This is a genomic window from Sphingomonas sp. DC5200-1 (genome assembly GCF_049897245.1).
Lineage (GTDB): Bacteria > Pseudomonadota > Alphaproteobacteria > Sphingomonadales > Sphingomonadaceae > Sphingomonas > Sphingomonas aquatilis.
The window spans coordinates 397,333-417,938 of sequence record NZ_JAFCVW010000005.1 but is presented as its reverse complement, the minus strand read 5'-3'; the positions used below and the strand labels follow the sequence as shown (position 1 = coordinate 417,938).

At 69.4% G+C, this 20,606-nt stretch carries 19 protein-coding genes; 12 read left to right on the top strand and 7 right to left on the bottom strand.

Going from position 1 to position 20,606, the window contains the following annotated elements; translation table 11 throughout:
• On the top strand, positions 1–1,365 hold the full coding sequence (locus ACP7A3_RS13740; RefSeq protein WP_426255970.1) for a leucyl aminopeptidase family protein: 1,365 nt from the start codon (positions 1–3) through the stop codon (positions 1,363–1,365).
• Here the strand turns inward: ACP7A3_RS13740 and ACP7A3_RS13735 are convergent.
• From ACP7A3_RS13735 to tpiA, 3 genes are all read right to left on the bottom strand, one after another.
• Entirely contained in the window at positions 1,350–1,727 is a 378-nt protein-coding gene (locus tag ACP7A3_RS13735; protein WP_294283278.1) for a VOC family protein, read from the bottom strand. The two genes, ACP7A3_RS13740 and ACP7A3_RS13735, sit on opposite strands and share 16 nt — an antisense overlap.
• A gap of 99 nt (positions 1,728–1,826) precedes the next feature.
• Positions 1,827–2,588 carry an energy transducer TonB gene (locus tag ACP7A3_RS13730; RefSeq protein ID WP_043059706.1) on the bottom strand — a complete coding sequence of 254 codons (762 nt, stop codon included), beginning with the start codon at positions 2,586–2,588 and terminating at the stop codon, positions 1,827–1,829.
• A 59-nt stretch (positions 2,589–2,647) separates the two neighbouring features.
• A complete protein-coding gene (gene tpiA, locus ACP7A3_RS13725) occupies positions 2,648–3,394 on the bottom strand; it encodes a triose-phosphate isomerase (protein WP_063685267.1) in 747 nt (248 codons plus the stop codon).
• 128 nt (positions 3,395–3,522) lie between these two features.
• On the opposite strand from tpiA, the gene ACP7A3_RS13720 reads away from it, so the two are divergent.
• Both ACP7A3_RS13720 and trpE read left to right on the top strand, forming a co-directional pair.
• A complete protein-coding gene (locus tag ACP7A3_RS13720; RefSeq protein ID WP_426255969.1) occupies positions 3,523–5,463 on the top strand; it encodes a peptidyl-prolyl cis-trans isomerase in 1,941 nt (646 codons plus the stop codon).
• Between the two features lies 1 nt (position 5,464).
• Entirely contained in the window at positions 5,465–6,967 is a 1,503-nt protein-coding gene (gene trpE / locus ACP7A3_RS13715; protein ID WP_426255968.1) for an anthranilate synthase component I, read from the top strand.
• Positions 6,968–7,379: 412 nt separating this feature from the next.
• Here the strand turns inward: trpE and ACP7A3_RS13710 are convergent, their stop codons facing one another.
• Positions 7,380–7,811: a hypothetical protein gene (locus ACP7A3_RS13710; protein WP_017979148.1), complete on the bottom strand. Its 432-nt coding sequence runs from the start codon at positions 7,809–7,811 to the stop codon at positions 7,380–7,382.
• Positions 7,812–7,974: 163 nt separating this feature from the next.
• Between ACP7A3_RS13710 and ACP7A3_RS13705 the strand changes: the two genes are divergently transcribed.
• The 6 genes from ACP7A3_RS13705 to lexA are packed head-to-tail and all read left to right on the top strand — an operon-like array spanning position 7,975 to position 12,725.
• On the top strand, positions 7,975–8,559 hold the full coding sequence (locus tag ACP7A3_RS13705) for an anthranilate synthase component II (RefSeq protein WP_043059710.1): 585 nt from the start codon (positions 7,975–7,977) through the stop codon (positions 8,557–8,559).
• The gene (gene trpD, locus ACP7A3_RS13700) at positions 8,556–9,551 is read left to right on the top strand and encodes an anthranilate phosphoribosyltransferase (RefSeq protein WP_426255967.1); all 996 of its coding nucleotides are present in this window, start codon (positions 8,556–8,558) and stop codon (positions 9,549–9,551) included. Before ACP7A3_RS13705 ends, trpD begins: the two co-directional genes overlap by 4 nt.
• A complete protein-coding gene (gene trpC / locus ACP7A3_RS13695) occupies positions 9,548–10,324 on the top strand; it encodes an indole-3-glycerol phosphate synthase TrpC (RefSeq protein WP_426255966.1) in 777 nt (258 codons plus the stop codon). Before trpD ends, trpC begins: the two co-directional genes overlap by 4 nt.
• Positions 10,321–10,788 carry a cyclic pyranopterin monophosphate synthase MoaC gene (moaC, locus tag ACP7A3_RS13690; protein ID WP_063685278.1) on the top strand — a complete coding sequence of 156 codons (468 nt, stop codon included), beginning with the start codon at positions 10,321–10,323 and terminating at the stop codon, positions 10,786–10,788. The genes trpC and moaC overlap by 4 nt, the downstream gene beginning before the upstream one ends.
• Positions 10,789–10,792: 4 nt before the next feature.
• A complete protein-coding gene (locus ACP7A3_RS13685) occupies positions 10,793–11,974 on the top strand; it encodes a molybdopterin molybdotransferase MoeA (protein ID WP_426255965.1) in 1,182 nt (393 codons plus the stop codon).
• A gap of 58 nt (positions 11,975–12,032) precedes the next feature.
• Positions 12,033–12,725: a transcriptional repressor LexA gene (gene lexA, locus ACP7A3_RS13680; protein WP_426255964.1), complete on the top strand. Its 693-nt coding sequence runs from the start codon at positions 12,033–12,035 to the stop codon at positions 12,723–12,725.
• A gap of 270 nt (positions 12,726–12,995) precedes the next feature.
• Here lexA and ACP7A3_RS13675 read toward each other — a convergent pair whose 3' ends face one another.
• Positions 12,996–15,116, bottom strand: coding sequence for a ComEC/Rec2 family competence protein (locus ACP7A3_RS13675; RefSeq protein ID WP_426255963.1), 2,121 nt, complete (start codon positions 15,114–15,116; stop codon positions 12,996–12,998).
• Positions 15,117–15,196: 80 nt separating this feature from the next.
• On the opposite strand from ACP7A3_RS13675, the gene gltX reads away from it, so the two are divergent.
• The 3 genes from gltX to ACP7A3_RS13660 are packed head-to-tail and all read left to right on the top strand — an operon-like array spanning position 15,197 to position 18,118.
• Positions 15,197–16,615 (top strand): glutamate--tRNA ligase, encoded by a 1,419-nt coding sequence (gltX, locus tag ACP7A3_RS13670; protein ID WP_426255962.1) that lies wholly within the window; start codon positions 15,197–15,199, stop codon positions 16,613–16,615.
• Positions 16,616–16,631: 16 nt separating this feature from the next.
• Positions 16,632–17,915: a citrate synthase gene (locus tag ACP7A3_RS13665; RefSeq protein WP_017979157.1), complete on the top strand. Its 1,284-nt coding sequence runs from the start codon at positions 16,632–16,634 to the stop codon at positions 17,913–17,915.
• Positions 17,915–18,118 carry a hypothetical protein gene (locus ACP7A3_RS13660; RefSeq protein WP_017979158.1) on the top strand — a complete coding sequence of 68 codons (204 nt, stop codon included), beginning with the start codon at positions 17,915–17,917 and terminating at the stop codon, positions 18,116–18,118. Before ACP7A3_RS13665 ends, ACP7A3_RS13660 begins: the two co-directional genes overlap by 1 nt.
• Positions 18,119–18,146: 28 nt before the next feature.
• On the opposite strand, the gene ACP7A3_RS13655 is transcribed toward ACP7A3_RS13660, so the two are convergent.
• A complete protein-coding gene (locus tag ACP7A3_RS13655) occupies positions 18,147–19,493 on the bottom strand; it encodes an ATP-binding protein (RefSeq protein ID WP_426255961.1) in 1,347 nt (448 codons plus the stop codon).
• Complete coding sequence (locus tag ACP7A3_RS13650) at positions 19,490–20,590, bottom strand: hypothetical protein (RefSeq protein ID WP_426255960.1); 1,101 nt, start codon at positions 20,588–20,590, stop codon at positions 19,490–19,492. Before ACP7A3_RS13650 ends, ACP7A3_RS13655 begins: the two co-directional genes overlap by 4 nt.
• Positions 20,591–20,606 lie beyond the last annotated feature (16 nt).

Below are 20,606 nucleotides of genomic sequence, written 5' to 3'. Positions count from 1 at the left end.
ATGCCCGATACCCTGCTCCAGCCCGACCGTGGCCAGGCCGCCCGCATGATCGACCTGATCGCCCCCGATGCCTATGACGCGTGGCTGGGCGGCCAGCCGCAGCGGGTGCGCACCGCGCTCGCCGCACAGCGCTTCACCGGCAAGGCAGGCAGCGCGGCGGTGTTCGTGGACGAGGACGTCCATGGCATCGCCATCGCCAGCCCCGCCGACCCGTGGTCGCTCGCCAAGCTTGCCGAGACGCTGCCGGCTGGCACCTATCGCGTGGCGGGCGAGATCGGCCCGGCGGCGCTCGGCTGGGTGCTCGGCCAATATCGCTTCGACCGCTATCGCCGCCCCGACGATACCGGGCCGCGCATCCTGCTGACCCGCGATGCGGCGGGGATCGAGGAGGTGCTGCGCGTCGCCGCCGCGACCGCGCTGGTCCGCGACCTCGTCAACACCGGCGCCGGCGATCTCGGGCCGGCCGAGCTGGAAATGGCTGCCGAGAAGCTGGCGCGCGAGCATCATGCGGCAGTGACCGTCACGCGCGGCGACACGCTGGCCGCCGACTATCCGATGATCCACGCGGTCGGGCAGGCCGCGGTGAAGGAACGCCATCCGCGCCTGATCGAGCTGGAATGGGGCGACCCCGCGCATCCGCGCATCGCACTGGTCGGCAAGGGCGTGGTGTTCGACACCGGCGGTCTCGATATCAAGCCGTCGGCCGGCATGCGATTGATGAAGAAGGATATGGGCGGCGCGGCGCATGCGCTGGCCCTGGCGAGCCTCGTGATGGCGGCACGCCTGCCGGTCCGGCTCCACCTGCTGATCCCGGCGGTAGAAAATGCGATCGCCGGCAACGCCTTCCGCCCCGGGGATGTGCTGCGCAGCCGCGCGGGGCTGACGATCGAGAACACCAATACCGACGCCGAAGGACGCCTGATTCTGGGCGATGCGCTGACCAAGGCGGGCGAAGGAAAGCCCGAACTGATCCTCGACTTCGCGACCCTGACCGGCGCGGCCCGCGTGGCCCTCGGCCCCGACCTGCCGCCGCTGTTCACCGACGACGAGGATCTGGCGCGCGATATCCTGGCCGCCGGCGATGCGCTCGGCGATCCGCTGTGGCGCATGCCGCTGTGGAGCGCCTACGACGACATGCTGAAGTCGGACATCGCCGACATGGTCAACGCGCCCGACGGCGGCTTCGCCGGTGCCGTCACCGCCGCGCTGTTCCTCCGCCGTTTCGTGCCGCAGGACGTCGCCTGGGCGCATATGGACGTCTTCGCTTGGCGCCCGACCGCCAAGCCCGGCCGACCCAAGGGCGGCGAGGCCTATGCGCTGCGGGCGTGTTATGCGGTGCTGAAGGCGCGTTATCCGCGCGGTTGAGGTCGCGCGCCGACATCGATGCGGTTCCCGTCGGGGTCTGCGAAGACGAAGGCGCGCTGGCCATAATCCTTGTCGGCCAGCCGCTTGATGATCCGTGTGCCCGCGGCCTCCAGCCTGCGATAGAGCGCATCGGCATCGTCGACGAACAGGTGCATGACGTTGGCCGTGGAGGCGACGTGATCGGCCTTGCGGGTCAGATGCACCTCGGCCGCATCCTTCTTCAGTACGGCAAAGCCCAGCGGATCGCCGTTTTCGAAGACGGTCGCGAAGCCCAGCACACCGCCATAAAAGCGCAAGGCCGCTTGCATATCGCGCACGCAGATCGTCGGTGCCGCACGCCCGAACGTAACCGGCTCATCCATCGGAATTCATCCTGTCGGGCAGCGGCGGCGGTGCGCATGCCGGGTGATGGAGCGGTGTCCGTCGCCTAGCTGCGCCGCGGGGCTCGCACTGTCAACGCATCACCGATCGGTCGCGGGCGGGTCGATATCCCATTGCTGGTCGCGCAACACGGTCGACGCCACGGGCTTGCCCGCCGCATCGCGCCACGGATCGTAGCGGAAGCGCTTTTCAATCGCCCGGCACGTCGCCTGGTCCATCAGCGCATTGCCGCTCGACTGTGCGATCCGGCAATTGGTGACGTGGCCGTTGGTCTCGACCCGATAGCGGACGCTCACCACGCCACGAAACCCGGTGTCGAGGATCGAATCGGGAATGTCCGATCCCTTGATCCGCCCGTTGATCAGTCGCGGCACGCGTTCCCAGCCGCTGCCGTCGCCATCGCCGTCGCCACCCGCGCCATTGCCGTTGCCGATCCCGCCGGCGCCCGTGCCCGGTCCAGGCTTGTCGGACGCGCCGGAGGTCGCCTGCACGCCGATATTGGGCAGCGGCGCGACGATGACCGGTGGCGGCGGCGCGACCTGGATGATCGGCACCGGCGCGGTCACCTCGGTCGCCTTGGACCGCAGGTTGGGCGGCGACGCCTTGCCGCTCGGCCGGTTGATCTTCTTGGGCGGCGGCACCACGCGTTCGGGCGGCGGTGGATCGGGCATGACGGTAAAGGTCGACAACGCCTGCTGCACCGCCTGCGGCGCGCCGTGAAAGGCCAGCCCCATCACCAAGGCATAGCCCAGCGTCGCCACGACGCCCCCGGTCAGGAGCGCCGCACCGATCCGCTCGCGTCGCGAAGCGCCGTATTGCGAAGGGCCATAGGTCGTCACCATGCGACAGATGATGTCGCATGGCGCCTTTCGCAACGCTGACTGGCAGCGTGGATAGGGCGTTACAGCGTCGCCGCCGCCTCGATGATCGGCACGAACTTCGCCGCGGTCAGGCTCGCGCCGCCGACCAGGGCACCGTCGACATTCTCGCAGGCGAGAATCGTTGCGGCATTATCGCCCGTCACCGATCCGCCGTACAGGATGCGGATCCCATCCGCCGCGTCGCCGACCAGTTGGCGCAGCTTGGCGCGGGCGATCGAATGGATCGCGGCGATCTGGTCCAGCGTCGGCGTGCGGCCGGTGCCGATCGCCCAACGCGGTTCGTAGGCGAGCGTAAACCAGCTGCCATCGGCATTGTCGGGCACCGATTTCTCGATCTGCGCCTGCACCACGCGCTCGGCGCGGTCGGCGTCGCGCTCGGCCTCGGTCTCGCCGCAGCAGGAGATGACGTGCAGCCCCGCGCGCCGTGCCGCCGCGGCCTTGGCCCAGGCGTCATGGCTGGTTTCGCCCTGATCCGCACGGCGTTCGCTATGGCCGACGATCGTGAAGCGCGCGCCGGCCTCCGCGACCATGCCCGCCGAGACGCAACCGGTATGCGCGCCGCTGTCCGCCTCATGCACATCCTCGGCACCGATCGACAGGTTGGGCACGCGGTCCGCCGCGCCCGCGATCAGCGTGAAGGGCACGGCGACCGCCACGTCCACCCCCGGTGCTGCCTCGGCCGCGGCGGCAATCGCATCCAGTTCGGCGAGCGCCGCGCGCGATCCGTTCATTTTCCAGTTTCCCGCCACGAACTTGCGCCGAGTCATCCGACCTCCCGTCCAGCCTTATCAGTCGTTTTACACGTTAAACGCGTCATGCCTGCCCGCGCGCTTGATGGCAAGGCACTGCCCCCCTAAAGCGTGGACCAAATCTTTCAGGGACGATCGGCCACTCCATGCTCAGCTTCTTCCGCCGGATCATCAATTCCAAGGCCGGCGTCGTCGTCACCTTCATCGTGTTGGGCGTCATCGCGCTCGCCTTCGCCGCGGGCGACATCACCGGCCTCGCCGGCAACGGCCCCAGCCTGTCGGGCGGCAGCGTCGCGACCGTCGGCGGCACGAAGATCTCGCCCGCCGAACTGCGCCAGCGCGTGCAGACCGAGCTGGCCGGCGCCCGCCAGCGCATCCCGACGCTGACCATGGAACAGCTGCTGGAACAGGGCGGCCTGCAATCCACGCTGGACCGCGCGATCAACGGCGTCGCGCTGGAACGCTTCGGCCAGGACCAGGGCATGGTCGTCAGCAAGCGGTCGATCGACGGCGTCATCGCCGGCATCCCCGGCCTGCGCGGTCCCAACGGCCAGTTCGATCCCGTCCGCTACCAGCAGCTGCTCCCCGACCAGAAGCTCACCGACGCGCAGGTCCGCACCGACATCGCGCGCGACATCATCGCGCAGCAGCTGATGCTGCCGACGCAGGGGGCGACGCAGGTGCCGCAGAAGGTCGCGCTGCCCTATGCCTCGCTGATGCTCGAAAAGCGGTCCGGCCAGATCGCGTTCGTCCCCGCCTCCGCGCTCGCCGGCGGCCCTGCGCCGACCGACGCCGAACTGCAGGCTTTCTATCGCCGCAACGTCGCGCGCTTCACCGTGCCGGAACGCCGCGTGATCCGCTACGCCCGCATCACGCCTGAGATGGTGAAGGCCGCCGCCACCCCGACCGATGCCGAGATCGCCGCCGCCTACAAGAGCCAGGCGCCGCGCTTCGCCGCTGCCGAAAAGCGCACGATCGCGCAGGTCGTGGTCGCCGATCAGGCCGGCGCCAACGCCATCGCCGCCAAGGTGAAGGGCGGCACGTCGCTGACCGACGCCGCCCGCGCCGCCGGCCTGGAAGCGGCGACGCAGACCGCCGTCACCAAGTCGGCCTATGCCGGCACGACCAGTACCGCGATCGCCGACGCCGCCTTCGCCGCCCCGCGCGGCGGCGTGATCGGTCCGGTGCGCGGGCCGCTCGGCTGGGTCGTCGCCAAGGTCGAATCGATCGAACAATCGCCCGGCAAGACGCTGGAACAGGCGAAGCCGGAACTGGTCGCCGCGCTGTCCAAGGACAAGCTCGCCCGCGCGCTGTCGGACCTGCATGACAAGCTGGACGATGCGCTCGGCAAGAGCGCGACGTTCGACGAGGTGACCGCCGACCAGAAGCTCAGCGCCACCACCACGCCCGCGCTGCTCGCCAACGGCACCAACCCCGATTCGCCCGGCACCGCCGCCGATCCGGCGATCGCCCCGATCGTCGGTGCCGCCTTCCAGATGGCGGAGGGCGACCCCGCGCAGCTGGTGCCGACGGGCCAGGATGGCAGCTTCGCCGTGGTCGCGCTCGGCCGTGTCGTCCCCGCCGCGCCGCGCCCGCTGGATCAGGTGCGCGCGCAGGTCGCGGCGGACTATGCCGCCGATCGTGCCCGCGCCGCCGCGCGCAAGCTCGCCACCGACATCCTCGCCAAGGTGAACAAGGGCACGCCGCTGGCGCAGGCGATGGCGACCGCCGGCCGTCCGCTGCCGCCGGTCCAGCCCGCCGTCGCGACGCGCGCGCAGCTCGCGTCCGCGCAGGGCCAGGTGCAGGCGCCGCTCGCGCTGATGTTCGCGATGGCCAAGGGCAATGCGAAGCTGCTCGAAGCACCGATCAATGCCGGCTGGCTGATCGTCAAGCTCGACCAGATCGTGCCTGGCGACGCCAAGGGCGTGCCGCAGGCGGTGGCCGGTGCCCGCGCCAGCATCGCACAGCTCGTCGGCCGCGAATATGCCGAACAGTTCGCCCGCGCCGTTCGCAACGCCGTCGGCGTGAAGACCGATGCGGCCGCGCTCGCCAAGGTGCGCGCCGATCTGACCGGCGCCGGCAACTGAGATGAGCGCCAGCGCCGCGGCGATCGCGACCCTCGCCGCCGGGCGCCCGGCGTTCGTCTGGCGGCGGCAGGTCGCCGACACCGAAACGCCGGTCGCCGCCGCGCTCAAGCTCATCGAGCCGGGCCGCGGCGACTTCCTGCTCGAATCGGTCGAAGGCGGCGCGACGCGCGGGCGGCACAGCCTGATCGGCCTCGCGCCCGATCTCGTCTTCCGTGCGCATGGCGACACCGCCGAGATCAACCGCCACTGGGCGACCGATCGCGCCGCCTTCCAATCGACCGGCACGCCAACGCTCGCCGCGCTGCGCGCGCTCGTCGCGGAATGCCAGGGTGAGGTCCCTGCGGAATTGCCGCGCGCGCTCGCCTGCCTCGTCGGCTATTTCGGCTATGAGACGATCGGCCTCGTCGAACGGCTCGTTGCCCCGACCGCCGATCCGCTCGGCCTGCCCGACATGCTGTTCGTCCGGCCGACGGTGATCTGCGTGTTCGATCGCCTCGCCGACGCGCTCTATCTCGTCGCCCCGGTATGGCCCGATGCCACGCGCACGCCGGAGAAGCTGGTCGCCGCGGCAGAGGACCGGCTGGACGACGTCGCCGCCCGCCTCGCGCATACCCCGCTGCCGGCGCCCGTCACCGCGGACCCCGAAGAGCCCGCCTATACGCCCGCCATCGCGCCGCAGGACTATGCGACGATGGTCACCCGCGCGCAGGACTATATTTCCGCGGGCGACATCTTTCAGGTGGTGCTGGCGCAGCGCTTCTCCGCGCCCTTCGCGCTGCCGCCGTTCGAACTGTACCGCAGCCTGCGCCGCATCAACCCCTCGCCCTTCCTCTATCACCTCGATCTGCCCGGCTTCGCGCTGATCGGGTCGAGCCCCGAAATCCTCGTCCGGGTGCGCGATGGCCAGGTGACGATCCGTCCGATCGCCGGCACCCGCCCGCGCGGCAAGACCGCGGCGGAGGACGAAGCCAATCGCGAAAGCCTGCTCGCCGATCCGAAGGAACGTGCCGAGCATCTGATGCTGCTCGATCTCGGCCGCAACGACGTCGGCCGGGCGGCGGCGCCGGGCACGGTGCGCGTCACCTCGAGCTACGGCATCGAACTGTACAGCCACGTCATGCACATCGTCTCGAACGTGGTGGGCGACCTGTCCCCCGCCGCCGACGCGATCGACGCCCTGTTCGCCGGCTTTCCCGCCGGCACGGTCAGTGGCGCCCCGAAGGTGCGCGCCTGCCAGGTCATCGCCGAACTCGAACCCGAACGGCGCGGCGCCTATGCCGGCGGCGTCGGCTATTTCTCGCCGGACGGATCGATGGATTCGTGCATCGTCCTCCGCACCGCGATCGTGAAGGACGGCACCATCCACGCGCAGGCCGGTGCCGGCATCGTCGCCGACAGCGTGCCGGCGTACGAACAGCGCGAGTGCGAAGCGAAGGCTGGTGCGATCCTCGCGGCCGCCCGCGACGCCGTAGCGCGCGCGGCGGATGGGCAGTTCGGGCAGTAGGCCCTAGGCACCGCGCTCCGACGAAACCTCAGCCAAATCCGTCATCCCAGCGAAGGCCGGGATCTCCCGCTTACAGCGCGCCGAAAGCCGCAAGAGACCCCAGCCTCCGCTGGGGTGACGACCTAAACTAGGGCCGATCGACATTCGCCGTCGTGATGGATTTTCGACGAGCGGGACGAGCGGAGAGACCCGAAGAAAAAGAGTTTTTGTTCGCGCGGAGGCGCGGAGGACGCAGAGATGTCACGCGGGTGGCAGCGCTTCGCCTTGACTTCGACCGAGACAGACAGGCCGCTCGCGCGGCAAACGCGACACCTCTGCGTCCTCCGCGCCTCCGCGCGAACCGTCTTATCGTCACCTCTTCGTATCTTGGCGTGATTGAATGTCGATCGGTCCTAGGAACCTAGTCCCAGCCTCAGGGAATCTGCGCCTGCGCATCGCGCTGCGCACGCCGTTCCGCCGCCCACTGGCGGTTCTGCATCAGCGCACAGCCGCTCTGCCCGCCGGTGCCGACGGGCGAGCACGTATCCGGCAACCCGGCCGCGGCGCGACCGATCTGGTCCTGCACCGCCACCTTGTTCGACCATGCCTGGTTCTGCGCGGGGATCGGCCCGCTGTCGCGGAACTGCTTCGGGATGCGATAGGGCTGGTCGAGCGTCGAGCAGACGACGATCTCGGTCGAGGTGCTCTGCGGGCACTTCTGTCCTACGCCCAGCGTCACGCTGCGCACCCGCTGCGGCGGCGATCCCGCTTCCGCCGTTCCGTCCGTCCCGGTGGCGGGGGTGGTCTGCGCGGAGGCGACCGCCGGCAGGGCGATGAGGGCGGCGAGCAGCAACGGGCGGATCATGACGGGCACTCCTTCAGGTCGTTCAACGTGCAGCCGCCGCCATGGCTCCCGCCGGCGTGGCATGGTTTTTCGGGTCTAACCGAACCGACATTGCTACAGGATTGCCGCGACGCAAGAGGGTGCGACAGGTTGCACGCCCGCGCTCTTCGGCTATGGCGGCGCCATGATCCTCGTCGTCGACAATTACGACAGCTTCACCTGGAACCTCGTCCACTACCTCATGGAGCTGGGCAGCGAGGTCGAGGTGGTGCGCAACGACGCCATTTCGGCGGGGCAGGCGCTGTCATCGGGCGCCAGCGCCTTCCTCATCTCGCCCGGTCCCTGCACCCCGACCGAGGCGGGCGTCAGCCTCGATCTCGTCGCCGCGGCCGCGGATGCCGGGCGTCCGCTGCTCGGCGTGTGCCTGGGCCATCAGGCGATCGGCCAGCATTTCGGTGGCAAGGTCGAACGCGGCGGGCTGATGCACGGCAAGACCTCGCCCGTAGACCATGACGGCACCGGCCTGTTCGAAGGGCTGCCCTCGCCGTTCATGGCGACGCGCTATCACAGCCTGATCGTCAACGATGTGGCCTCGCCCCTGGTCGTCAACGCGCGCACCCAGGACGGCATCGTCATGGGATTTCGCCACGAACGCCTGCCGATCCACGGCGTGCAGTTCCACCCGGAAAGCATTGCGACCGAACACGGCCATGCCATGCTCGCCAACTTCCTGACGATCGCCGGCATTCCGGTGCGCGAGCGCCCGTGACCAGCGTCGTCCTGCTTCCCGATCCATCGTCGCCGCTGTCGCGCGAAAGCGCGGCGCAGGCGTTTGCCGATATCCTCGACGCGCGCGTCTCGGCAGAGGCGATCGGCGACTTCCTGCTGGCGCTGTCCGATCGCGGCGAAACCAGCATCGAAATCGCCGAGGCCGCGCGCGCGCTGCGTGCCCGGCTGATCCCGATCGCCGCCCCCGATGGCGCGATCGACGTGTGCGGCACGGGCGGCGACGGGCATCATACGCTCAACGTCTCGACCGCCGTCGCGCTGGTCGTCGCGGCCTGCGGCGTACCGGTCGCCAAGCACGGCAACCGCGCCGCCTCGTCCAAGGCCGGCGCCGCCGATACGCTGGAGGCGCTCGGCCTCGACATGGAGATCGCCGGGGCGGCCGCGGAGGCAAGCCTCGCCGATATCGGCATCGCCTTCCTCTTCGCCGCCAACCATCATCCGGCGATGGCGCGGATCACGCCGATCCGCCGCCGCATCGGCAAGCGTACGATCTTCAACCTGATGGGGCCGCTCGCCAATCCGGCGCGCGTGTCGCACCAGCTGATCGGCATCGCCCGCCCCGATTACGCCGGCCTCTATGCCGAGGCGCTGGAACAGCTGGGCACCGCGCGCGCCGCGGTGATTTCGGGCGAAGAGGGCCTAGACGAACTGTCCACCGCCGGTCCCAGCCTCGCGGTGAACGTCGGCAGCGCGGCGCTGCCATCGCGCATCACGCCGGAAGACGCCGGCCTGCCCCGCCACCCGCTCGCCGCCATCCGCGGCGGCGATCCGGCCTATAATGCCGCCGCACTGCGCCGCCTGCTCGATGGAGAGGCGGGCGCGTATCGCGACGCCGTGCTGCTCAATGCGGCGGCGGCGCTTGTCGTCGCCGACCACGCACCCAATCTCACTGCGGGCGCACAGGCCGCCGCCGAAGCGCTCGACGCCGGCCGCGCCGCCGCGCTCCTCGACCGCTGGATCGCCTACCGATGACCATTTTGTCCCGCATTATCGAAACCAAGCGCGCAGAGGTTGCCGCGCGCAAGGCGACGATCAGCCTCGCCGATCTCGACGCGCGCATCGCCGCGGTAACGAAGCCGCGCGGCTTCCGCGCCGCGCTCGACGCCAAATCCGGCCATGCGCTCATTGCCGAAATCAAGAAGGCCAGCCCGTCCAAGGGGCTGATCCGTGCCGATTTCGATCCGCCCGCCCATGCGCGCGCCTATCAGGCGGGTGGCGCGGCCTGCCTGTCGGTGCTCACCGACGAACAATGGTTCCAGGGCAGCGACGACTATCTGATCGCCGCGCGCGCCGCCTGCGACCTGCCCGTGATCCGCAAGGATTTCATGGTCGATCCCTGGCAGGCAACCGAAAGCCGCTCGATCGGCGCCGACGCCATCCTCATCATCGTTGCCGCACTGGACGACAATCAGATGGCGGAGATCGAGGCCTCGGCGCTCGATTGCGGCATGGACGTGCTAGTCGAGGTACATGACGAATCCGAACTGGACCGCGCGCTCCGCCTCAAGTCGCGGCTGATCGGCGTCAACAACCGCAATCTGCACGACTTCTCCGTCGACTTCGCCCGCACCTACGAGTTGGTCGGCAGGGCGCCAAAGGGCTACACCTTCGTTGCGGAAAGCGGCCTCGAAACCCGCGCCGATCTCGATGCGATGGCGGCGCATGGCGTGCGCTGCTTCCTGATCGGCGAGGCGCTGATGCGTGCCGACGACGTCGAGGCCGCGACGCGGGCCTTGGTCGGGTGAGCCGCCTGACCCATCTCGACGCCGACGGCGCCGCGCATATGGTCGATGTCGGCGATAAAGCCGTGACGCAGCGTCGCGCGGTCGCCACCGGCCGCATCGCCATCGCCCCCGACGCCCTGGCCGCGATCCGCGACGGCGCCGCGAAGAAGGGCGACGTGCTCGCCGTTGCCCGCGTCGCCGGGATCATGGCGGCGAAGAAGACCGCGGACCTCATCCCGCTCTGCCACCCCCTGCCGCTGACCCGCGTCACGCTCGATCTGACGCTCGACGATGCCGGCATCACCGCCACCGCGCTGACCGCCACCGACGGCAAGACCGGCGTCGAGATGGAGGCACTGACCGCCGTGTCGGTCGCACTGCTCACCATCTACGACATGGCGAAGGCGATGGACCGCGCGATGACGATCTCGGACATCCGCCTGCTCGAAAAGGCCGGCGGCGCGTCGGGCGACTGGCGCGCCTGACGCCATGGCGCTGCTCCCGATCGACGAAGCCCAGGCGCGGCTGTTCGCGCACGCCCCGCCGGTCGGGACCGAAACCGTGCCGCTGGCCGCCGCCGCGGGCCGCTGGGCGGCGGACGACATCGCCGCCCGCCGCACCCAGCCCGCCACCGACCTCTCGGCGATGGACGGCTATGCGATCCGCTTCGCCGATTTGCCCGGACCGTGGACGCTGATCGGCGAAAGCGCCGCCGGTCGCCCCTTTACCGGCACCGTCGGTCCTGGCGAAACCGCGCGCATCTTCACCGGCGCGGCCATGCCCGACGGCGCCGACACGGTGATGGTGCAGGAAGAGATCGACGCGGACGGCACCGCGATCCACCTGACCGGCGAAGGTCCGGCGACGCTCGGCCGCAACACCCGCCGCCGCGGCCTCGACTTTCACGCCGACGATCGCCTGATCGCGCGAGGCGAGCGGCTGACGCCCGCGCGCATCGCCGTCGCCGCGACCGGGGGTATCGGCTTGATCGCCGTCCACCGCCGGGTGCGCGTCGCTATCTGCGCCACGGGCGACGAGCTGGTCGATCCGGGCACCGGCGGCGACCCGAGCGCGCTGCCCGAATCGAATCGCGCGATGCTGACGGCGATGCTCGCCGACCTGCCGATCGAGCTGATCGACCTCGGCATCCTGCCCGATGATCTCGATCGCCTGCGCGATGCGTTCGCGCGCGTCGACGCCGACCTGCTCGTCACCACCGGCGGCGCGTCCGTGGGCGACCACGACCTCGTGCGCCCGGCGCTGGAGGCAGCGGGCGGCGTCATCGATTTCTGGCGGATCGCGCTGCGGCCGGGCAAGCCGATGATGGCGGGACGGCGCGGCGCGATGCAGGTGCTGGGCCTGCCGGGCAACCCGGTATCGGCCTTCGTCACCGCCCTGCTCTTCGTCAAACCGTTGATCGCGCACCTGTCCGGCGCTGCGAACCCGCTGCCGCGCAGCACGATGGCGATCCTGGGGGAAGACCTGCCCGCCAACGGCCCGCGCACCGATTATCTGCGCGCAGAGCTGCGCGACGGCCGCGCCTATGCCTCGACCATTCAGGACAGTTCGATGCTGCTGACGCTGGCGCGCTCGCATTGCCTGATCGTGCGGCCGGTCGGTGCCCCCGTCGCGCGCGTGGGCGACTCGGCGGAAATCCTCGTCATCGCTTGACGCCCCACGAATTGTTCCCTAGAAGTTCCGCGTCTGTTCTGACGGGGAAGGACCGCTTATGCTCACGCGCAAGCAGCACGAGCTTGTATGCTTCATCAACGACCGGCTCGAGGAGACGGGCATCTCACCGTCGTTCGAGGAGATGAAGGACGCGCTCGACCTCAAGTCCAAGTCCGGCGTCCACCGCCTGATCAGCGCGCTGGAGGAACGCAACTTCATCCGCCGCCTTCCCAACCGTGCGCGCGCGCTGGAAGTGCTGCGCATGCCGGAACGCTCCGAACGCAAGGCGCCTGAAACGCCCGCTCCCGCTGCGCCGCCGAGCGCGCCGGCCGCGGGCAATGTGCGTCCCGCCCCCTCGCCGGCGAACGACGTCGTCGAAATCCCGCTGCACGGCCGGATCGCCGCCGGCGTGCCGATCGAGGCGTTCGAAGGCAGTTCGATGCTCGCCGTCCCCGCGGCGTTGCTCGGCACCGGCGAACATTATGCGCTGGAGGTTTCCGGCGACTCGATGGTCGAGGCTGGTATTCTAGATGGCGACTATGCGCTGATCCGCCGTACCGACATCGCCCGCGATGGCGAGATCGTCGTTGCGTTGATCGAGGATAGCGAGGCGACACTCAAATATTTCCGTCGCGAAGGCGCGATGATCCGCCTCGATCCCGCCAACCGCGCCTATGAGCCGCAGCGCTACGTTCCCTCGCACGTCCGCGTGCAGGGCAAATTGTCGGGTATCCTGCGCCGCTACGACTGACGGGATTCCGGCGTGGTGGCGCGCCGCAAAACACGATCGTTCGTGAGACTTTTGTGACTTTCCAAACGGCGCCTTCTGCCTCCCGTCGAGGGCAGGGCATTCCGGCTTCCCGCTGATTGCGTGCTTGAAAGTCCTTAAATATCGGATGTTTAGACACGGGCATCATTGCGAGCGCAGCGAAGCAATGACGGATTGACCCGAACTCGTGCCGCTACGGGAAGCAGCGCCCCGTCGCAAAGGCTCAGACCGAGACCAGCGCTCGAGCTGAGGTCATCGCGGAGGCATGGCCGTCGGGATATCGTCCGGCCGAGGCGGGGCGACCTTGGCTCCCACCAACCATGGATGCCGATCCCCTGGCTGCGTCACGGTCCGCACACGCCCGCTCGCCAGGGTCAGCATGACCCCGCCGGTACGCCGCAGCACGGGCGCGTCTAGCCGCAGCCAGCGCGGCCGGCACGCCCGCGGCAGCCGCCGGTCGCTCACCACGACGTCCGCCCTCCCGCAGGCCGCGACCACATCCCGCCATGCCAGTTGGTAGCCGCTGCGGGTTGCCAGGACGCGGAACGACTGCCCTCCCCCGTCCCGCAGGACCGCCACGCACGCATCGCGGCTGCACCGGGCCTCCGGCAGATCGTCGAGCAGCCACGGCTCGCCATCGGTCCCGCCATTTTCGGCGAGCATCGCCCGCGTATAGTCCCCGGCGCGGTCGCGCAGCAGCGCCAGCCGGCCACCCAGCCGGATCGCCATATGCCGCCCGTCCCCCGTCACCAGCAGATCGGGTGGCGGGGTCGACGCCGCCCAGGCGGCACCGGCGACGACCGGCAGCACGCCGATCCAGCGCATCCGCGTACTCCACAGCGCCAGCCACAGCCCACCGGCGACCATCGACAGAAACGCCCCCAGCGGCATCGACGACACCACCAGAGACGCGCCCGGCGCATCCGCCACGACATGCGCCAGCCACAGCAGCCCGCGCAGCGCCCCATCGGTCAACCACCACACGGGCCCGCCCAGCCCGACCGTGTCCAGCACCAACGCCCCCGCCTCCAGCGGCATGACGACGAACGTCGTCAGCGGGATGGCGACGATATTGGCCGCAGCCCCATACAGGCCCGCCTTGTGGAAGTGATAGATTGCGATCGGCATCAGCGCCGCCTCCACCACCACGCCCGTCAGCAGCAGCGACCCAAGCCCGCGTAGCAGACGGCGTGCGCGCGCTTCCTCACGCGGCTCGAACCACCCGCGCACCCGCGGATGCTCGTGCAGCGCAACGATCGCCACGATCGCGGCGAACGACAGCTGGAAGCTTGGCCCCACCAGCGCTTCCGGCCGCACCGCGAGCACGACCATCGCGCCGGCCGCAACCAGCCGCAGCGTCATCGCCTCCCGCCCCATCGCCAGCGCCGCCAGCACGAGCAGCGCGGCGACGCACGATCGGATCGTGGGCACCTGGGATCCGGTGAGCAACGTATAGCCGATGGCGGCCAACGCCCCCATCCCCGCCGCGACCAACGGCAACCGGACGCGGATGGCGAGCCATGGCCACAGCGCGAGCAGCCGCAACGTGACGAACATCGTCGCCGCCACCGCCGCGGTGATGTGCAGCCCGCTGACCGACAGCAGATGCGCGAGGCCCGCCCGCCGCATCGCCTCCGCATCGCGCTCGCTGATCGCACCCTCGTCCCCGGTCGCCAGCGCCGCCGCAATGCCGCCCCGGCTCCCCCCCAGCCGATCGGTGATATGCGCGGTCAGGCGTCGCCGCAGGCTGCCCTCCGCCGCGCCGGGCGACACCAGCTCCACCGGCGCGAACCCCCGACCGGTCGCGCCAATCCCGGCAAACCACGCCGCCCGCGCAAAATCATACGCTCCCGGCACTGACGCCGCGGCCGGAGGCATCAACCGCGCCCGCAGCCGGATTCGCGCCGCCTCACCCAGCCCCCTCGGCACATCATCGGTCGCCAGGTTGATCCGCACCCGCGGTGGCAGTCCGATCCCCGGATCGCTCTCGATCGTCAGCCGCACCAGATCGCGCGCGACGAGCGCCTCCATCCCGACCACCCGGCCGGTCACGACGGCGACGACCGGCCGCGCCAGCACCGGGGCCGCGACCTGCTCCGCGCGCCACCACGCGGTCGCCACGCCCGCAGCCATCAGAACACCGCCGACAGCGACGCTATGCGCCGCCCGCCCGCCCCGCCCGATCGCCGCCGCAGCGCAGGCCATGGCCAGTGCCGCCAGTATCGCCGCGATCCACTGGTTCGGGTCGGGCATCAGGAACCAGCCGCCAGCGCCCGTCCCAAACGCCACCGGCACCCATAAAGCAATCCGATCGCGTTCCGCGTGCAGCCACGCTTCCACACGATCGCGCAACCGATGCCACCCCTGGGGCATTTGAAGGCGCACGGAGCGCGTGCTAGAGGCCGCGGCGGCTGAACTGGCCATCAGGTTTCAAACTTTGGGAGCAAGCGCGGTTGGGCGCAACAGTTGAAAATCGTTCGGGCGACGGCGCGGGAATAGTCACGCGATTCGCCCCCTCGCCCACCGGCTATCTGCACCTCGGCGGCGCGCGCACCGCGCTGTTCAATTGGCTGTACGCGCGTCACCATGGCGGCACGTTCCTGCTGCGGATCGAGGATACCGATCGTGCCCGCTCGACGAAGCCGGCGATCGACGCGATCCTCGCCGGACTGCAATGGCTGGGCATCGACTGGGACGGCGATGCCGTCTTCCAGTTCGCGCGCGCCGATCGCCATGCCGAAGTGGCGCATCAGATGGTGGCGAACGGCCATGCCTATCGCTGCTACATGACGCAGGACGAGATCGCCGCGCAGCGCGAAGCGGCGCAGGCGGCGAAGCAGCCGCTGCGCATCCGCTCGCCCTGGCGCGATGCCGATCCCGCGACCGCGCCGGACGGCCAGCCCTTTGTCGTGCGCCTGAAGGCGCCGCGTGAGGGCGCGACGACGATCGACGACCAGGTGCAGGGGTCGGTGACGGTCCAGAACAGCGAGCTCGACGACCTTATCCTCCTGCGCTCGGACGGCACGCCGACCTATATGCTCGCGGTGGTGGTCGACGATCACGACATGGGCGTCACGCATGTGATCCGCGGCGACGATCACCTCAACAACGCCTTCCGCCAGCTGCCGATCTACAAGGCGAATGGCTGGCCGGAGCCGGTCTATGCGCATATCCCGCTGATCCACGGCACCGACGGCGCCAAGCTGTCTAAGCGCCACGGCGCGGTGGGGATCGAGGCGTATCGCGACGAGCTCGGCATCCTGCCCGAAGCCTTCGACAATTACCTGCTCCGCCTCGGCTGGGGCCATGGCGACGATGAGATCATCAGCCGCGAACAGGCGACCGAATGGTTCGACCTCGATGCGGTCGGCAAGAGCCCGTCGCGCTTCGATCTGAAAAAGCTCGAAAACCTCAACGGCCATTACATCCGTGCTGCCGACGACGCACGGCTGGCAGGGTTGGTCGCAGGGATCGGCGGCTATACCGACGTCGATCTGCTCACGCGCGCGATGCCGGTGCTGAAGGCGCGCGCCGCCAATCTCAACGAACTGAGCGACGGCGCCGCTTTCCTGTTTGCGGTCCGGCCGCTCGCGATGGATCAGGCAGCTTCGGACCTGCTGACCGTCGACGCCCGTGCGCTCCTCGCTGCGCTGCACGCCGCGCTTGACGCGGTGCAGCAGTGGGATCAGGAGACAATCGAAGCAGCGGTACGGCAGGTGGCGGACAGCACGGGCGTAAAGCTCGGACAGGTCGCCCAGCCGCTCCGCGCCGCTCTCACCGGGCGCAAGACCTCGCCCGGCATTTTCGACGTGCTCGCGTTGCTCGGCAAAGAGGAAAGCCTCGGCCGCATCGCGGACCAGATGCAAGTCTGATAGGAAGGACAACCAGATGACCGAAGCCGCAAAGGTATCCGTGAACGGCAAGGATTTCGACTACCCGGTCATGTCCGGCACTGTCGGACCGGACGTCGTCGACATCCGCAAGTTCTACGCGCAGACCGGAGACTTCACCTACGATCCGGGGTTCACCTCGACGGCGTCGTGCCAGTCGAAGCTGACCTATATCGACGGCGACGAAGGCGTTCTGCTGCATCGCGGCTATCCGATCGGCGAACTCGCCGAACAGTCGAGCTTCATGGAAGTCGCCTATCTGCTCTTGAACGGCGAGTTGCCCTCGGCGGACGAGCTGACGGGCTTCACCAACACGATCACGCGCCACACCATGGTGCATGAACAGCTTGCGGCGTTCTTCCGTGGCTTCCGCCGCGATGCGCACCCGATGGCGATCATGTGCGGCGTCGTCGGCGCGCTGTCGGCCTTCTACCACGATTCGACCGACATCCATGATCCGGTGCAGCGCACCATCGCCTCGCACCGCCTGATCGCCAAGATCCCGACGATCGCGGCGATGGCGTACAAGTACAGCGTGGGCCAGCCCTTCCTGTACCCGGACAACTCGCTGTCCTACACCGGCAACTTCCTGCGCATGACCTTCGGCGTTCCGGCCGAGCCGTATGAAGTGAACCCGGCCGTCGAAAAGGCGATGGACCGAATCTTCATCCTGCACGCCGATCACGAACAGAACGCATCGACCTCGACCGTACGTCTGGCGGGTTCGTCGGGCGCCAATCCGTTCGCGTGCATCGCGGCGGGCATCGCCTGCCTCTGGGGTCCGGCGCATGGCGGCGCGAACGAAGCCGCGCTCAACATGCTGCGTGAGATCGGCACGCCCGAGCGTATCCCCGAATTCATCGCGCGCGCGAAGGACAAGAACGATCCATTCCGCCTGATGGGCTTCGGTCACCGCGTGTACAAGAATTACGATCCGCGCGCGACGGTGATGCAGAAGACCGTGCGTGAGGTCTTCGACGCGCTGAAGGTCAACGACCCGCTGTTCGACACCGCGCTGCGGCTGGAAGAGCTAGCGCTGTCGGACGATTACTTCATCGAGAAGAAGCTGTTCCCGAACGTCGACTTCTATTCGGGCGTCATCCTGTCGGCGATCGGCTTCCCCACCGAGATGTTCACCGTGCTGTTCGCGCTCGCCCGCACCGTCGGCTGGGTCGCGCAGTGGAACGAGATGATCACCGATCCCGACCAGAAGATCGGCCGTCCGCGTCAGCTGTACACCGGCCCGACGCAGCGGTCGTACGTGCCGGTCGAGCAGCGCTGATGCGCCGGGCCCGGCCGGTCCTCATCTCGATCGGCGTCATGCTGACGCTGGTCGGGCTGCTGTGGGTCGGCCAGGGCCTCGGCTACGTCCATTGGCCGCAGGAGAGCTTCATGCTCGACCAGCGGCCATGGGCGGACCGTGGTGCCGCACTCGCTGTCGGTGGATTGCTCTTGATCCTGGTCGCGCGCCGCATCCGGCGCTGACGCCCTGCAGAACGTTTAGGGGGCCCGCTCAGACCGGCAGGCTGAGCGTGAATCGCGCGCCCTCACCGGGCGCACTTTCTACCGTCAGATCGCCGCCCATCGCCCGCGCCAGACGCCGCGCGATATAGAGGCCCAGGCCATTGCCGCCCGCCTCGGTCGGATCGACGCGTTCGAATTTCTCGAAAATGCGCGCCTGATCCTCGATCGCGATGCCCTTGCCCTGATCAGCGACCACCGCCTCCGCCATGCTGCCGGTGCGCAGAGCAGTGACGCTCACCACGCCACCTTCCGGCGAGTAGCGCACGGCATTGCCGACGAGATTGACCATGATCTGCAACGCACGGCGGAAATCGCCGTGTGCTGGCATTCGCAGCTCAGGGAGCGGCCGCGCGATCGCGACGCCCGCGTTGCTCGCGCGGACGGAGAGCAGCCCCGCCGCGCGGCGCGCGACGTCGGCGAGATCGATCGAATCGGTGTCCAGCGCAAAATCGGGCCGCTCGATCGCCTGCAGATCCACCAGATCGTCGACTAGTCCGAGCAGATGCCGGCCCGCATTGGCGATGTCCGACGCATAATCGGCATAGTCGCGCTGCACCGGCCCCTCGGCCTCGGCGTAAATCGTGTCGGCGTGCGCGATGATCCGGGCAAGCGGCGTGCGCAGCGCCTTGTCCAGCCCTTCGGTGAAGGCCGGCGCAATTGTCGAGGGAGAGGCCGGCGCGGGCGCCTCGTCCTCAACCCGCGCGATGCCGGACAGGCCGGCAAATTGGCCCGCTGGGTCCCGGCGCACATGCGCGGTTAGCAGGACGCGGACATCGCCACCGCGCACACGCGCACGCTGGCGCTCGAGCGGCCGTTGGCGCGCCACCGCCTCGAGGATCGGGAGCGCACCGTCACCATCCGAATCGAGCGTGAACAGGGCAGTCAGCGGCTGGCCGAGCAGCGACAAAGCGTCGAGGCCCAACCGACGCGCCGCATCGATCGACACGAATGTCAGTCGAAGCCCGCCATCCGTATCCCAGGCGAGATCGTCCGATTCGATCAATCGGGCCGCGGGCGATGCGACGACCGGCCGCGCCCTCATCTCACGCCAGCCGCTGACGGCCATGCGCACGCCATCGCCATCCGGTTGGGCCCGTATCCACAGGTCAAGGTCGGTATCCCCGTCGGCAACCACGACGCCGCGCGACACGAGAATGCCGAGCCGCCGGGCGAGACGCGCCACCGTCGCCAGTTGCGGCACCGCCAGCGCGGCGCCCATCATGCCGCCGGCCGCTTCGTTGAGCGCGAGCAGAGCCGGGTCGGCCGCAACCAGCCGTCCGTCGCCATCGATCATCGCATGGCTGACGGGAACGTCGGGGATGCCGTCCAGCCTCATCGTCCAGCCTCTCGCGCCAAAGCATCGATCGCGAGACGCAAGTCGTGGTGCAGCGTCAGCGGAGCCAGCGCCGACCGCGCAGCCTCGACCGGAACGGCGGCAATGGCGTCGAGTTCCTCGGCAAAGATATCGATGTCGCGCCGCGGGTCGGCGTCGGCGAGGGCCAGCGCGATCCGCGCGATCGTCGGGCGATCGAGCGCCGCCGCCCGCAGCGCCAGCCACAGCCGGTCGCCCTCAGGCTCCAGCACGATTGCGCGCGCGCCGGTGAAGTCGAGATCGACCGCGCGGCCGAGGATTGCGATAAACAGGATCAGGCGGCGATCACCGAGGGCTTCGACCAGCAGGTCGCCGAGTTCGTGCGCCCGCGCATCGATCGCACTCGCCAGGCGGACCGCCAATGCTTCGACCCGCTGGCCCTCGTCGTGCGCGGCAAGACTGCGCTGCGCTGCCTCGACGATCGCGCGATCGACGGCGGCATCCTCACCCGATACCGCGATGCGACCTTCGCGAATCGAGGCGGCGACCCACCAGACCAGCTGATGATGCCGCTCGGCCGGCAGCAGTCCGGGCATTGCGCCACCTTGCTCCACCGAGGCGCGGCGGCGAGCCTCTGCGGTCATCAACGCCCGCGCCGCGGCGGCGACGACGCCGTCATCGACCTCGGCCAGGCGGACGAGCAAGCTCGGCTGATCGGGCGCACCGGCCTGCGACGGCAGCGCCGCGGCGATTCGGTCGCATCGCACCTGCGCGATCAGTTCGTCCATCAGACCGCGATCGCGCAGCAGGCCCGCACGCGACAGGCGTCGCACCACGTCCTCGTGCCCCTTCAGCAGCTGTTCGGCCTGCGTATCGGCGCCCTGCCCTGCGAGCACGCGGGCCGCGTGACGGCGGATGTCCGTCTCGACGCCCTGTACGACGGCAGCGAGCATGCGCCCCAGCGCCACGCGCGTCCGCTCATCCAGCCGCGAATCCTCGGCCACGAAGAAGTCGTCGATCGCGCCGGTCAGGCGTGCGTCGGCGCGCGCCGCGAGACGGGTCGCAGCGCCGATGCGCGTGGCGAGCGCATCCCGCTCCGCCTGATCCGTTCCGACCGCCATGATGTGGTTGCCTACG